Below are 13,412 nucleotides of genomic sequence, written 5' to 3'. Positions count from 1 at the left end.
TGGCGGCTGTCCAGGGCCATTGCTGCAATGGCCCGGAGCGGCCGCCGTTCCTTTCATTCCTCATTTCTGCACTGCCATGGACATCGTCGTCAACGAAGAACTCAAGGCCTACATCGACCCGCTGACCCCCGATGAACTCGACGCGCTGGAGCGCAGCATCGTGGCCGAAGGCTGCCGCGACGCGCTCGTGCTCTGGAACGACCTGCTCATCGACGGCCACAACCGCTACGCCATCTGCCAAAAGCACGGCCTGCCCTTCAACACCGTGCAGGCCACGCAGTTCAAGAACATGGACGACGTGCACCTGTGGATGATCGACCAGCACCTGGGCCGCCGCAGCGTGTCCGACTTCCAGCGCGGCGTGCTGGCGCTGCGCAAGCGCGAGATCATTGCCACGCGCCGCTCGGCCGCCGCCGCCGCCGTGATGGCCGCCAAGGCCGATGCGCCCCAGGCCGAGGGTGAAGCCCCCTGGGAAGGCGAGACCGACCCCGTGGTCGCCGCCGCCCTGGCCAGCGTGGCCAAGGTGCCCGACGAGGCACTGGACACGCGCGAGGCCCTGGCCCGCGTGGCCCGCCTGTCCAGCAGCCAGGTCAAGCTGATCGAGACCATCCAGCAAAAGGCCGCGCCCGAAGTGGTGGCCGCCGTGCGCTCGGGCGACATCTCGCTGAGCACCGCCGCCGTGGTCGCCAGCCTGCCCGTGGACGAGCAGCAGGCCGTGGCCGCCGCAGGCGCCGACGAACTCAAGCAGGCCGCCAAGCGCGTGCGCGATGCCAAGAAAAAGCCCAAGGCCGCCAAGCCCGAAGCCGACGCGGCCGACGGCGAAGGTGCGGCCGTGACCGCCTCGCCCGAGGAGCTGCAGCAGCGCGTGAACGAACTCGAAGCCGAGAACGAGCGCCTGCGCCAGCAGATCAAGGCGCTGCAGGAACTGCTGGCCGAGCAAGGCTGAAGCGGCGCCCGCACCCAAGCACGCACGCCGCCATGACGCGCTACCAGGAGTTGGCCGACGATATCGAGGCATCCATCACCGCAGGCGTTCTGTGCCCAGGTGACAAGCTGCCCTCGGTGCGCCAGACCAGCGAGCGGCGCGGCGTCAGCGCCTCCACCGTCTTCCAGGCCTACTACCTGCTGGAGGCGCGCGGCCTGGTGCGCGCGCGCGAGCGATCGGGCTACTTCGTGGCCCAGCGCCCGCGCAGCGCGCCGCCCGAGCCTACCGAGCCGTCTTCGCCCGAGGGCGACAGCTTTGCCGTGGTCGACGTGAGCGAGCGCGTGTTCGAGGTGCTGGAGTCGGCCATGGACCGAGATGTCGTGCCCCTGGGCTCGGCCTTTCCCTCGCCGGGCCTGTTCCCGCTGCGCCGCCTGGGCCAGTGCCTGGCGCATGCCGCGCGTGAGGCAGACCCGCGCAGCGCCATCGACGACCTCACGCCCGGAAGCCTGGCGCTGCGACGCCAGATCGCACGCCGCTACCTGGCCGACGGCCTGGCGCTGACGCCGGCCGACCTGGTCATCACCAACGGCGCGCTGGAGGCTCTGAACCTGTGCCTGGCCGCCGTCACGCGGCCCGGCGGCGCCGTGGTCATAGAGTCGCCCTGCTTCTATGGCGCGCTGCAGGCGCTGGAGCGCATGGGCCTGTCGGCCATCGAGGTGCCCACCCATCCGGGCGAGGGCATGGACCTGAACGCGCTGGAGGCAGCACTGCAGCGCCACAGGCCCCAGGCCATCTGGCTGATGACCTGCTTTCAGAACCCGCTGGGCAGCCTCATGCCCGAAGCGCGCAAACGCGCGCTGGTGGAGCTGGTCACGCGCCACCGCGTGCCGCTGATCGAAGACGACGTGTACGGCGAGCTGTACTTCGGCGAGCGCCGCCCGCCGCCGGCCAAGACCTTCGACACCGAAGGCTGGGTGCTTCACTGCAGCTCGTTCTCCAAATGGCTGGCGCCGGGCTGGCGCACGGGCTGGGCCGCCCCCGGGCGCTTCACGCGCGCCGTGGCCCGGCAAAAGCTCACCACCACGCTGGCCACGAATGCACCCACCCAGCAGGCGCTGGCCGACTACCTGGAAAGCGGCGGCGCCGACCGCCACCTGCGCCGCCTGCGCCAGAGCCTGGCCCTGCAGCGGGACCACATGGCATCGGCCATTGCCCGCCACTTTCCACAAGGCACGCGGGCCACGCGGCCCGAGGGCGGCTACTTCATGTGGATAGAGCTGCCGCCATACTGCAATGCGCTGGCCCTGCACCGCGCGGCGCTGGCGCGCGGCATCAGCGTGGCGCCGGGGCCGATCTTCTCGGCCTCGCAGGCCTTCGTCCACTGCCTGCGGCTGAACTACGGCCATGACTGGAGCGACGAGACCGGGCAGGCCCTGGCCACGCTGGGCGAGCTGGCCCGCGCAATGCAGCCCCTTCCAACAGCAAAAGCAGCAAGGTAAGCGCCCGCTGCGCTGGCAGCACCTGCTGCGCTGTAGCGCCCGGGCAACGCGGCCCGGCACAGCTGCTGTCAGCCTGGTGCCGAGCTGGATGATTCTCATTTAGACTCGCACCCCGAACCGGCATCGCCGCCATGCATGCTGACCGGTCCTTGTCTCCTGCTTCCGCCTCGCCCGCCGCCACGCGTCCTGCAGCCTGCCAGCCGACCCTTCAGCGCTGCACCATTCCCAGAGGCACAAAGGAAGTTTTCCATGGTTTCCAGCAATCACTGCGCCACGCTCACACGCTGCGCGGCCGCTGTCGCCGCCGCCCTGCTGTCGCTGCAGGCGTCGGCACAGGCGCCGTCCCCCACCACCACCGCACCCGAGGCCGGCCTGTCCGCCATCACCGTCACAGGCAACTGGCTGGACAACCCCACCGAGGAAAAGGTGCTGGACCATGCCGGCGCGCGCACCATCGTCGAACGGGCGCGCATCGAGGAAACCGGCTCCTCCAGCCTGCGCGACGTGCTGCGCCTGGTGCCCGGCGTGCAGGTGCAGGACAGCAACGGCACGGGCGGCAGCGATGTGTCCCTGAACATCGGCGTGCGCGGCCTGACGGCGCGCCTGTCGCCGCGCTCGTATGTGCTGATGGACGGCGTGCCCGTCTCCTACGCGCCCTACGGCCAGCCCCAGCTGTCGCTGGCGCCCGTGTCGCTGGGCAACCTGGAGTCGGTGGACGTGATCCGCGGCGCGGGCTCGGTGCGCTACGGCCCCCAGAACGTGGGCGGCATCATCAACTTCGTCACGCGCGCCATTCCCAAGACCTTCGCGGCCGAGGCCTCGGTGGGCACCGAGATCTACAGCCACGGCGGCAATGCCAAGACCACGCCCAGCCTGTTCGTGGGCGGCACCAACGAATCCGGCCTGGGCCTGGCCCTGCTGTACTCGGGCACGCATGGCGACGGCTGGCGCGCAGGCAATGACAAGACCGACATCGACGACATCCTGCTCAAGGGCGCCTACCGCATCTCGGCCCAGGACGACATCGCCGTCTCGCTGCACCACTTCGAGGGCTCGGGCCGCATGCCCGGCGGCCTGACGACGGCGCAGTACGCGGCCGACCCGTTCCAGTCCACGCGCTCCTACGACAGCTTCGACGGCCGCCGCACCGATGCCTCGTTCAAGTACAACCACAAGGACGGGCGCAACAACTTCGAGGTGCTGGGCTACTACGTGGACTCGTTCCGCGGCAGCTACATCGAGCAGGACAACGCCAACCAGCGCCGCCTGACGGCCGCGCCGCGCAGCTACCACTACTTCGGCATCGAGCCGCGCTACTCGCGCCTGTTCGAGACCGGCTCCGTGGTGCAGGAAGTCAGCGTGGGCTACCGCTACCTCAAGGAAAGCAGTTCCGAAGTGGCGCTGCGCACCGCCTACTACAACCCCGCCACCATGGCCAATGCCATGGCCCTGCCGATCACGCCCTACCAGACCAGCCAGGGCGGCACCACGGCCCATGCCTTCTATATCGATGACCGCATCGACATCGGCAACTGGACCATCACGCCCGGCGTGCGCTACGAACGCATCAACTCCTTCAACAACGTCAGCAACCTGGGCGCCGATGGCAGCACCGTCACCAGCCAGCTGTTCCCCAAGGCCGATGCAAGCGAGTTCCTGCCCACGCTGTCCGTGCTCTACCGCATGAATGCGCAGTGGTCGCTGTTCGCCAACGCGGGCAAGTCCTTCGGACCGCAGCAGTACGCGCAGCTGGCCCAGACCGAGCGCGGCCTGCATCCCGAATCGGCCAAGACCTATGAGGTGGGCACGCACTACAACAGCCCGGCGCTGAACGCCGAGCTGACGCTGTTCAACATCGACTTCGACAAGGAACTGCTGCTGACCCGCGTGGGCGTGGACGGCATCTGGACCGACCTGGGCGCCACGCGCCACCGCGGCATCGAGTCCTCGCTGCGCTACGACCTGGGCCAGTGGAATGCCGCGCTCAAGGGATTGACGGCGGGTGTGTCCTATACCTACACCGAGGCCGTCTCGCGCGCCGGCGATTTCGCGGGGCGCGACCTGCCGCTGTACTCGCGCCACACGGGCCAGCTGTGGGCGCGCTATGCGCTGGGGCAGTGGACGCTGAATGCGGACCTGGCCGCGCAATCGAAGCAGCGCTCTCCGGGGTCGGGCACGCAGTATGTGACGCAGGAAGATGCTGCGGGGCGGCTGGGTGATATCCCCGGGTTTGCGACCGTGGGCCTGCGTGCGGGCTATGACTTTGGCAAGTCGCTGAGCAATCTGCGGGTGGCCGTGGGGGTCAAGAATCTGTTCGATCGCAGGTACTACACGCGGTCTACGGACAACAACGGGGGCAAGTATGTGGGGATGCCTCGGACGTTGTATGTGCAGGGGACGTTGCCGTTCTGATGCTTTGGTTTACGTGGGTCTGTTTTTGACCCTGCCGGGTGGTATTTTTCTGAGGCCGGGTCTCGGCCCGGCGGCCGACCTCCTTTTCTTTGATTCGTCACCGGTACGCCGGCCGAAGAAAAGGAGGCAAAAGAAAGACGACCCGAATGTCCGCGACCCCTTGCTGCGCTGCGGGGCAACCTGCGTCGGGCCGCCTGCGGGGTTCGCCGCAGAACTCACTGCGCGCTGCGCGCTCCGTTCAGACAACTGCGGCGAGTCGGTTGACGAAGCAGTCCTGTCCTTCGGCAAGACTGCAACCCCGCAGGCGGCCCGACGCAGGCGCTGACATACGGGGAGTGGGCATGGGGCGGGCCTTCGCTTCGCTCGGCCCGTTTTATTCTTTTTAGCCTTCTGCTGTGAATCCCACGCGCTTGACGATGGGGCCCCATTTGGCGAGTTCGGATTGCAGCAGCGCGGCAAGTTCGGCGGGGGTGGAGGATTGGGCGTCCAGGCCGAAGGTGGCCAGGCTGTCCACCACGTCGGGCGTGGCCAAAGCCTTGCGCATGTGGCCGTTCAGGCGCTGCACGGTCTCGGCGGGGGTCTTGGCAGGCACGAAGAAGGCGAACCATTCGCTGTGCGCCATGTCCTTGTAGCCCTGCTCCACCAGCGTGGGCACCTGGGGTGCGAAGCGGCTGCGCTTGGCGCCGCTGACGCCCAGGATGCGCATCTTGCCGCCGGCCAGGTGCTGCAGCATGTCGCCCACGGGGCCGCAGACGGCGGAGACGTTGCCGCCCAGCATGTCCAGCAGCGCCGGCTGGGTGCCGCGGTAGCCAGCGTGCTTGAAGTCCACGCCGGCATGCTGGCCCAGCAGGGCGCCGATGAAGTGCGGCGTGGAGCCGGGCGCGGGCGAGCCGAAGTTGGCGCCTGCGGGGTTGGCCTTGGCCCAGGCGAAGAATTCGGGCACCGTGGTCACGCTGGCTGGCACGGCGGGGCCGACGGCGAAGCCGAAGTCGAAGATGCAGCCCACGGTGACCGGCGCCAGGTCGGCCACCGGGTCATAGGGCAGCTTCTTGTAGATGTGCGGGTAGATGGACAGCATGGACGTGGGCGTCTGCAGCAAGGTGGCGCCGTCTGCGGGCCGGCCCTTGACGTAGCTGATGGCGATCTGCCCGCCCGCGCCGGTGCGGTTTTCCACCACGGCGGTCTTGGCATAGCCCGACAGCTTGGTGCCCACGCGGCGGCAGATGGCGTCCGAGGTGCCTCCGGCCGCGAAGCCGGTGATGATGTTCAGGGTCTCGATGGGGCCCTGGGCCTGCGCCCAGGCCTGCTGGCCCAGGCTGGCCAGCAGCGCACCCGCTCCAGCGGTGCCCAGCCATTGGCGGCGGTCGATGTTCATGCGTATGTCTCCGGTTGAAATTGAAACTCTGAAAAAAACAGTGGGGGAACAGCGGGGGAAATGCGTGCCAGCCCGGCGGCTTCAACTGTCGTCGCGCAGCCAGACCACCTGGCCCGAATGCGTGACCGCGCCCTGGTGGGCCGGGCGCACGGCGAGCGCGTATTTTTCCAGCACGCCACCCAGCGGCGGGGCCTGGCGGCGCGCGGCGGCTGATTGTTCCAGACGTGCGGCCAGTTCGGCCTCGCCGATTTCCACCGTGATGCTGCGCGCATCGGCGCGGGCGTCGATGGCAATGAGGTCGCCGTCGCGCAGCGCGGCAATGGGGCCGTTGTCGGCGGCCTCGGGGCCTGCGTAGCCGATGCACAGGCCGCGCGTGGCGCCAGAGAAGCGCCCATCGGTCAGCAGGGCCACCTTGTCGCCCATGCCCTGGCCATACAGCAGCGCGGTGATGCCCAGCATCTCGCGCATGCCGGGGCTGCCGCGCGGGCCTTCGTTGCGGATGACGATGACATCGCCGGCCGCGTACTGCATGGCCTGCACGGCGGCCTGGGCCTGTTCCTCGGACTCGAAGACGCGCGCGGGGCCCCGGTGCACCAGGGTCTTGAGGCCGGCCGTCTTCAGCAACGCGCCATCGGGGCAGAGGTTGCCCTTGAGCACGGTCAGGCCACCGTCGCGCGTGATGGGATTGCCGGGCGTGCGCACCACCTCGCCATCGGGCGGCGCGGCATCGGCCAGTTCTTCGGCCAGGGTGCGGCCCGTGAAGGTGAGCGCATCGCCGTGGACAAAGCCCTGCTCCATCAGCGTGCGCAGGATCACGCCGGCGCCACCGATGTAGTACACGTCGCGCGCCAGGAAGCGCCCGCCGGGACGCAGGTCGGCGATCAGCGGCGTGCGCGCGAAGATCTCGGCCACGTCGTCCAGGTGGAAGCGGATGCCGGCCTCGTGCGCGATGGCCGGCAGGTGCAGGGCGGCATTGGTCGATCCGCCCGTGGCGCTGACCACGGCGCAGGCATTCTCCAGCGCCCGGCGCGTGATGATGTCGCGCGGCAGCGGGCCGCCGCCTTCGGCGCTGGCCCACACGGCCTGCATGAGCTGGCGCGCGGCGCGGCGCATCAGCGGTGCGCGCTCGCTGAACACGGCGGGCACCATGCTGGAGCCGATGGGCGCCAGGCCCAGCGCCTCGCTCACCATGCCCATGGTGTTGGCCGTGAACTGGCCTGCGCAGGCGCCGGCCGTGGGCAGGCAGGCGCGGCTCATGGCCTCCAGGTCCTGCGCCGTGGCGGTGCCGGCCAGCACCTGGCCGATGGTCTCGTAGGTATCGACCACGTTCAGGTCTCGCCCGTGCACGCCGGGCGCCTGCCCCGGCAGGGCCGAGCCGCCATGCACGAAGACGCTGGGCACATTGCAGCGCACCATGCCCATCATCAGGCCCGGCAGGTTCTTGTCGCAGGCGCCGATGGCGAAGATGCCATCCCACTGGTGGCCGCGCACCGAAGCCTCCACGCTGTCGGCGATCAGCTCGCGCGAGACCAGCGAAAACCGCATGCCCGAATGCGCCATGGTCAGCCCGTCGCTGACCGACACCACCGGGCATTCATGCGGCGTACCGCCCCCGGCATAGATGCCGGTCTTGGCATGCTGGGCCTGGTCGCGCAGGTTGAGGTTGCAGGGGCTCATCTCCCCGCCCGTGTGGAACACGCCGATGTGCGGACGCTCTATGTCTTCGTCGTCCTGGCCCAGGGCATGCAGGAAGCTGCGCGTGGTGGCACGGATGGTGCCGGAGCGGATCAGGGCGGAGCGAAAGGGCGTGGCCGCTGCCGGGCTGCCGCCGGTGGTGCTGGTTGTGGTGGTGGTGGTGGTGGAGGAGGCGGCCAGCGATGCGGAGGCGCTGGACTCGGAAAAGACGTTGTCGGGGGAGGCAGGTTTCTTGTTCATACGCGGGACGGAAAACAGCCGCCCACCATAGCGGGGTCTGCGGATTTCCCTATGAGCATTTACACCAGATCGTGTCGCCCGGGAGTCGCCGCCCTGCAAGCCGCCTCGGTGCCGGCAGGATGAAAAAAAGGCCCCGGAACAAACTTCCGGGGCCTCAAAACCGATGCCAGCCCGCGCTGCAGCGGACCAGGCATCGTGCACAACAACTGCGCCGTACTCCTGAATCAATCCATCCAACCGGCCCTTCAGCGCGGCACCAGGAACGTGCTGTGCGCCTGCTTGGAGAGCGCCGGGTCACCCACCGCCGTGGCCGTGATCTCCACGCCGTGCGAGCCAGGGCCGGCCGCGCCATAGGGCGCCTGCAGCCGCACCACGACCCAGCGGTCCTGGGCCGCGCCCACGTCCACCTCGGTCTCCGAAGCCACGCGCAGGCCCTCGATGCCCGAGGCCGACAGCACATAGCGCTGGTCCTGCTCCGTGGCATTGCCGATCTGCACGCGGTAGATGTTCTCGATCTGGCCGCCGGCCACGATGCGCGACAGCGTGCCCCGGTCGCGCACCACGTCCACCTTCAGCGGCGTGCGCAGCGCCAGGCTGGCCACCATGGCCGTGGAGATGGCCACCAGCGCCGTGCCGTAGATGAGCACGCGCGGGCGGAAGATGCGGCGCACCAGCTCGCTCTGGCGCCAGCCCCGGGCCACGCCGTTCTGCGTGGACAGGCGGATCAGCCCGCGCGGGTAATGCATGCGGTCCATGACGCTGTTGCAGGCGTCGATGCACAGGCCGCAGCCGATGCACTCGTACTGCAGGCCGTCGCGTATGTCGATGCCCACCGGGCAGACCTGCACGCACAGCGTGCAGTCGATGCAGTCGCCAAGCCCCTGGGCCCGGTAGTCCACCCCCTTGTGGCGCGGGCCGCGCGATTCGCCGCGCGCGGTGTCGTAGGTGACGACCAGGGTGTCCTTGTCGAACATGGCGCTCTGGAAGCGCGCATAGGGGCACATGTGCTTGCAGACCTGCTCGCGCAGGAAGCCCGCGTTGCCGTAGGTGGCCAGCGCATAGAACAGCACCCAGAAGATCTGCCATGCGCCGGTGAGCGCCAGCACCTCGGGCAGCAGGCTGCGGATGGGCACGAAGTAGCCGACGAAGGTCAGCCCCGTCCACAGCGAGATCAGCAGCCACAGCGCATGCTTGCCGCCGCGCCGCGCGATCTTCTCCGCGCCCCAACCGCTGCCGTCCAGCCGCAGCCGCGCGCTGCGGTCGCCCTCCAGCCGGCGCTCCACCCACATGAACAGCTCGGTGTAGACCGTCTGCGGGCAGGAAAAGCCGCACCACAGCCGCCCCGCCACCGTGGTGAACAGGAACAGCGCCAGCGCCGAGACGATGAGCAGCACCGCCAGGTAGATGAAGTCCTGCGGATACAGCAGCCAGCCGAAGACGTAGAAGCGCCGCTGCTCCAGGTCGAACAGCAGGGCCTGCCGGCCATGGATCTGCAGCCAGGGAATGCCATAGAAGAACAGCTGCGTGAGCCAGACCATGGCCCAGCGCCAATGGGTGAAGCGCCCCGTGATGGAGCGCGGCTGGATCTTCCTGCGCGATTCGAACAGCGGGGAATCCGCGCTGGCGTCGGTGATGGGAATCACCTTGCGTGGCGCGGGCCGCGGCCGGGGGGCTGCGGCGGTTTCATCGGGAAGCGGTTTCGGTCGTTCTGACATGCGGGGCCTTCGCCCCGGCCGGTGCGCCCTTGATGCGGGCTTGTCATGAATTGCCGGGGACTGCCTGGACTATGCCCAGCGCCCTGCCCCGGCGGTAGCAGCAGATGCAGCGGATTCGACCGTATCAGATGGCGGGTCAGGCCTGCGGCGAGCGCAGCGCCGCAACGGCAAGCCGCAGCCCCCACAGCACCAGGCACAGACCCAGCAGCGCCGTCAGCGTGCCGATGCGCACATCGGCCTGGAGCACGCCCCAGCGGCTGAAGATCTCCGTCCAGTCATGGTCGCCCCCGCCCACCAGCGGCAGCACCTGGGCGCGCGCGTCCTTCATGTAGTGGGCCACGTTCATGAGGCTCTCTCCCAGCCACATCAGCGCGGCAATCCAGCCCGTGCGCTGGCCCTGCCTGTGGAAATGGCGCATGAACAGGGCCGGGAACAGCAGCTGGAACAGCGTGCCGCCGTAGACCGAGAGATGCTGCGAGAACAGGGCCACCAGCGGATGCCCGGCTTCGTGCAGTGCCAGGTTGGCGTTGTCCAGCAGCATCAGCCAGCGGTCCTCGCTGAAGAAGTGGCTCCAGATGATCCAGGCGGCAAAGGCCGTCAGCGCGATGGCGGCAGGCCGGGTGACCGGCTGCCACTCGATCTGCCCGTCCAGCGCATCGCCGCGCTTCATCGCGCCTGCCCTGCAGGTTGTGGGTGCGGGTGCTGGTGCGGGAGCGTTTGCGCACCAGGGCAAGGGGCAGGCAGGAAAGGCATGTCGGCAGGATTGGGCTAGGCAGCAATGGCAAGAGGATGGCAGGACTCTGGCCGCGATCTTCCCACGGCTCCCCCGGCTCGCCGGAATGCCGTCCTGCGCCGCCATCCATGCACGCGAGGTTCTGGCACAGTCGGGCATCCGACTCTTCAAGCCAAGGAACGTCCGCACCATGAACCTGCGCCCCCTATTGCATGACCTTGTCCGCCAACATGGCCTGGACCGCAAGGCCGCCGTGCAGCTGTTTGCACTGGCGGGATTCGAGCAGGAACCGGCTGCGCTCAGAACCCGCCTGTGGCCCGTGGTGGCCTTGCTGGGCGCGGCGCTGGGCGGGCTGGGCATCGTGCTGTGGATTGCCGCCAATTGGGAGAGCATGGGCCGCATGCAGCGCTTTGCCCTGCTGCAGGGCTTCGTGCTCGTGATGTGTCTTGGCGCGGCATGGCGCGCGGCGGCGCGCGTGCCGCTGTCCGTGCTGGCGCTGCTGGGCACGGGTGCGCTGTTCGCCTTTTTCGGGCAGACCTACCAGACGGGAGCGGACCCCTGGCAGCTGTTTGCGCTGTGGGCAGCGCTGACCCTGCCGCTGGCCCTGGCGGCGCGCAGCGATGGCGTCTGGGTGCCCTGGGTGGTGGTTGCCATGACGGGCATTGCGCTGTGGGCGCAGGCCCATACGCCGCAGTTCTGGGAGGTGGAGTCGCGCGACCTGGGCGTGCATGCCGTGGCCCTGGGCGCCGCCCTTGCCGTCACCGCGGTCATGGCACCGGCCCTGCGGCGCTTCACGGGCGCGGGGCTGTGGGCCTTGCGCGGCGCGGGCGCGCTGGCGCTGGCGATGATCACCTCCACAGCCGTCAGCGGGCTGTTCCACAGCACGGTGGCGCCGCAGTACCCGCTGGGGCTGGTGCTGCTGGCAGGCGCGGCGGCGCTGGCGGGCCAGCGCAGGCATTTCGACATCTTCCTGCTCAGTGGTGCGGCGCTGGGCCTGAACGTGCTGCTGGTGTGCGGCCTGGTCTATCTGCTGCTGGAAAAACTGGGGGCGGACTTCACGGGCATGCTGCTGCTCGTCGGCCTGGGCGCTGCGTGCCTGCTGGCGGCCACGGTCAGCCTGGTGCTTCGAATGTCACGCAACGCGGAAGGAGGCCTTCAATGAGCCACGAACACGACACCCTGCTGCGCCAGGCCGTGGACCAGGGCATCCTGCCGCCTGCCGCATTGCAGGACCGCCGCCCTGCCGCCAACGACCGCCATTGGGCGGTGGTGCTGCTCACGGCGCTGGGCGCCTGGCTGGCCCTTCTGCCCTTGCTGATTCTGTTTGCGTTTGCCCTGTCCGACTGGATAGAGCGCGGCGCCGGCACCTATGTGATCGGCGCCATGATGCTGGCCGCAGCCGTGGCCGTGCTGCGCGCCGAGGAGCTGCCCGTCTTCCTGGAGCAGCTGGCCCTGCCTGCCATGCTGACCGGCGCCGGCCTGCTGGGCTTTGGCCTGGCGCGCGACCTGTCGGGGCAGGCTGCGGGCGCGATAGGCCTTGCCATTGCGCTGGCCTGCACGGCCGCCATTCCAAGGCCCTGGCTGCGCGTGCTGCTGGGCGCCGCCTGCGCGCTGCTGTTTTGCACCATGCTCTGGCCGGACAACGATCCATCCACCCTGTACGCAGGCCTGCCGACCTGGGTCATCGTGCATGCGGCGCTGCTGCTCTGGATGCTGCTGCTGGCAGCCCAGTGGCGCGCGCTGGGGCAGTCTGCGGCACAGACCCGCATGGCGGCGGCGCTGGAGCCCTTTGCCACGGGCTGGCTGCTGGCGGTGCTGGCTGGCCTGGCCTTTCTGTCCGGCAGGAGCTTCATGGTGGCCGGCGTGCTGGGCGGCGGCCTGGCAGGCGAGCTGGCGCAGGAAGCCGCCCCGAACATCTCCATGGGCGTTCTGACGCAGGCCGGCTCGGCCGTGCTGGCCCTGGCAGCCGCCTGGTTCGCCCAGCGCGCATGGCCCACGCTGCGGCAGCCGCGCGCCGCCGTGGCTGCCGTGGTGCTGGCCGTGCTGAGTGCCTTTCTGCCCTGGCTGGGCGCCTGCCTGCTGGCGCTGGCGGTGACCGGCACCAGCGGCCGCTGGCGGCAGGCCGCAGCGGCCGCCCTGGCTGCGGCCTGGATCGTGGGCAGCTTCTACTACCAGCTGGCCTGGCCACTGGCCACCAAAGCCATGGTGCTGGCCGGCTGCGGCGCCTTGCTGGGCCTGCTGGCCTGGGCAGGGCCGCGCGCCGCATCCCTGCCAGGCAGCGCGGAGACCGCCGCCGCATCAGGCGCCGCGCCCCTGCAGCGCTGGGCGCCGTGGCTGGTGGTGCTGACGGCGGCCTGCACGCTGGCGGTGGCCAATATCGGCATTGCGCAAAAGGAACGCACCATCGCCCAGGGCCGCAAGGTGTTCGTGGAACTGGCGCCGGTGGACCCGCGCTCCCTGATGCAGGGCGACTACATGCGCCTGAACTTCCGCCTGCCTTCCGAGGACAGGGACGTGGAGAAAGAGAACCTGCGCAGCGGACGCCTCTACGCCATCGGCAAGCTCGATGAGCAGGGCGTGGTGCAGTGGCTGCGCACCGGCACGGCCAGCGAGCCGCTGGCGCCCGGCGAGCAGCGCTTTGAACTCACCCCGCGCGGCGGCCGGTGGACGCTGGTGACCGATGCCTGGTACTTCCGCGAAGGCGATGGCCAGCGCTGGGAGCAGGCCCGCTACGGCGAGTTCCGCGTGGAGCCCGACGGGCGTGCGCTGCTGGTGGGCATGGCCGATGCACAACTGCGCCCCATCGTGCCCTGAGCGC

General features: G+C 69.4%; 9 protein-coding genes. 5 read left to right on the top strand and 4 right to left on the bottom strand.

Annotation, left to right across the window (positions count from 1 at the left end; all coding sequences use genetic code 11):
- The first annotated feature begins 76 nt into the window (after positions 1-76).
- From BO996_RS11550 to BO996_RS11540, 3 genes are all read left to right on the top strand, one after another.
- On the top strand, positions 77-946 hold the full coding sequence (locus tag BO996_RS11550) for a plasmid replication/partition related protein (RefSeq protein WP_071954801.1): 870 nt from the start codon (positions 77-79) through the stop codon (positions 944-946).
- A 32-nt stretch (positions 947-978) separates the two neighbouring features.
- Positions 979-2,424: an aminotransferase-like domain-containing protein gene (locus BO996_RS11545; protein ID WP_071954800.1), complete on the top strand. Its 1,446-nt coding sequence runs from the start codon at positions 979-981 to the stop codon at positions 2,422-2,424.
- Positions 2,425-2,673: 249 nt separating this feature from the next.
- A complete protein-coding gene (locus tag BO996_RS11540; RefSeq protein ID WP_012204372.1) occupies positions 2,674-4,836 on the top strand; it encodes a TonB-dependent receptor family protein in 2,163 nt (720 codons plus the stop codon).
- A gap of 382 nt (positions 4,837-5,218) precedes the next feature.
- Here the strand turns inward: BO996_RS11540 and BO996_RS11535 are convergent, their stop codons facing one another.
- The 4 genes from BO996_RS11535 to BO996_RS11520 all read right to left on the bottom strand — a co-directional run bounded on the left by BO996_RS11535 (position 5,219) and on the right by BO996_RS11520 (position 10,531).
- Entirely contained in the window at positions 5,219-6,211 is a 993-nt protein-coding gene (locus tag BO996_RS11535) for a Bug family tripartite tricarboxylate transporter substrate binding protein (RefSeq protein ID WP_012204371.1), read from the bottom strand.
- An 81-nt stretch (positions 6,212-6,292) separates the two neighbouring features.
- Complete coding sequence (locus tag BO996_RS11530) at positions 6,293-8,146, bottom strand: dihydroxy-acid dehydratase (RefSeq protein ID WP_198041280.1); 1,854 nt, start codon at positions 8,144-8,146, stop codon at positions 6,293-6,295.
- Between the two features lie 245 nt (positions 8,147-8,391).
- Positions 8,392-9,861: a cytochrome c oxidase accessory protein CcoG gene (ccoG, locus tag BO996_RS11525; RefSeq protein ID WP_051940588.1), complete on the bottom strand. Its 1,470-nt coding sequence runs from the start codon at positions 9,859-9,861 to the stop codon at positions 8,392-8,394.
- A gap of 136 nt (positions 9,862-9,997) precedes the next feature.
- Complete coding sequence (locus BO996_RS11520; protein ID WP_071954799.1) at positions 9,998-10,531, bottom strand: hypothetical protein; 534 nt, start codon at positions 10,529-10,531, stop codon at positions 9,998-10,000.
- A 253-nt stretch (positions 10,532-10,784) separates the two neighbouring features.
- Here BO996_RS11520 and BO996_RS11515 point away from each other — a divergent pair, with 253 nt between their 5' ends.
- Positions 10,785-11,756 carry a DUF2157 domain-containing protein gene (locus BO996_RS11515; RefSeq protein ID WP_071954798.1) on the top strand — a complete coding sequence of 324 codons (972 nt, stop codon included), beginning with the start codon at positions 10,785-10,787 and terminating at the stop codon, positions 11,754-11,756.
- Entirely contained in the window at positions 11,753-13,408 is a 1,656-nt protein-coding gene (locus BO996_RS11510) for a GDYXXLXY domain-containing protein (RefSeq protein WP_071954797.1), read from the top strand. Before BO996_RS11515 ends, BO996_RS11510 begins: the two co-directional genes overlap by 4 nt.
- Positions 13,409-13,412 lie beyond the last annotated feature (4 nt).

Origin of the sequence: Delftia sp. HK171, from assembly GCF_001886655.1 — a bacterium.
Classification (GTDB): domain Bacteria; phylum Pseudomonadota; class Gammaproteobacteria; order Burkholderiales; family Burkholderiaceae_C; genus Comamonas; species Comamonas acidovorans.
The sequence above is the reverse complement of the archived record's forward strand: the minus strand, read 5'-3'. Positions and strand labels throughout refer to the sequence as shown.

Bases quoted from the DNA above. Each gene is read 5' to 3' on its own strand.
- BO996_RS11535 (WP_012204371.1), bottom strand. From the start codon at position 6,211: ATGAACATCGACCGCCGCCAATGGCTGGGCACCGCTGGAGCGGGTGCG.
- BO996_RS11540 (WP_012204372.1), top strand. From the start codon at position 2,674: ATGGTTTCCAGCAATCACTGCGCCACGCTCACACGCTGCGCGGCCGCT.
- ccoG (WP_051940588.1), bottom strand. From the start codon at position 9,861: ATGTCAGAACGACCGAAACCGCTTCCCGATGAAACCGCCGCAGCCCCC.
- BO996_RS11520 (WP_071954799.1), bottom strand. From the start codon at position 10,531: ATGAAGCGCGGCGATGCGCTGGACGGGCAGATCGAGTGGCAGCCGGTC.
- BO996_RS11510 (WP_071954797.1), top strand. From the start codon at position 11,753: ATGAGCCACGAACACGACACCCTGCTGCGCCAGGCCGTGGACCAGGGC.
- BO996_RS11530 (WP_198041280.1), bottom strand. From the start codon at position 8,146: ATGAACAAGAAACCTGCCTCCCCCGACAACGTCTTTTCCGAGTCCAGC.
- BO996_RS11550 (WP_071954801.1), top strand. From the start codon at position 77: ATGGACATCGTCGTCAACGAAGAACTCAAGGCCTACATCGACCCGCTG.
- BO996_RS11545 (WP_071954800.1), top strand. From the start codon at position 979: ATGACGCGCTACCAGGAGTTGGCCGACGATATCGAGGCATCCATCACC.
- BO996_RS11515 (WP_071954798.1), top strand. From the start codon at position 10,785: ATGAACCTGCGCCCCCTATTGCATGACCTTGTCCGCCAACATGGCCTG.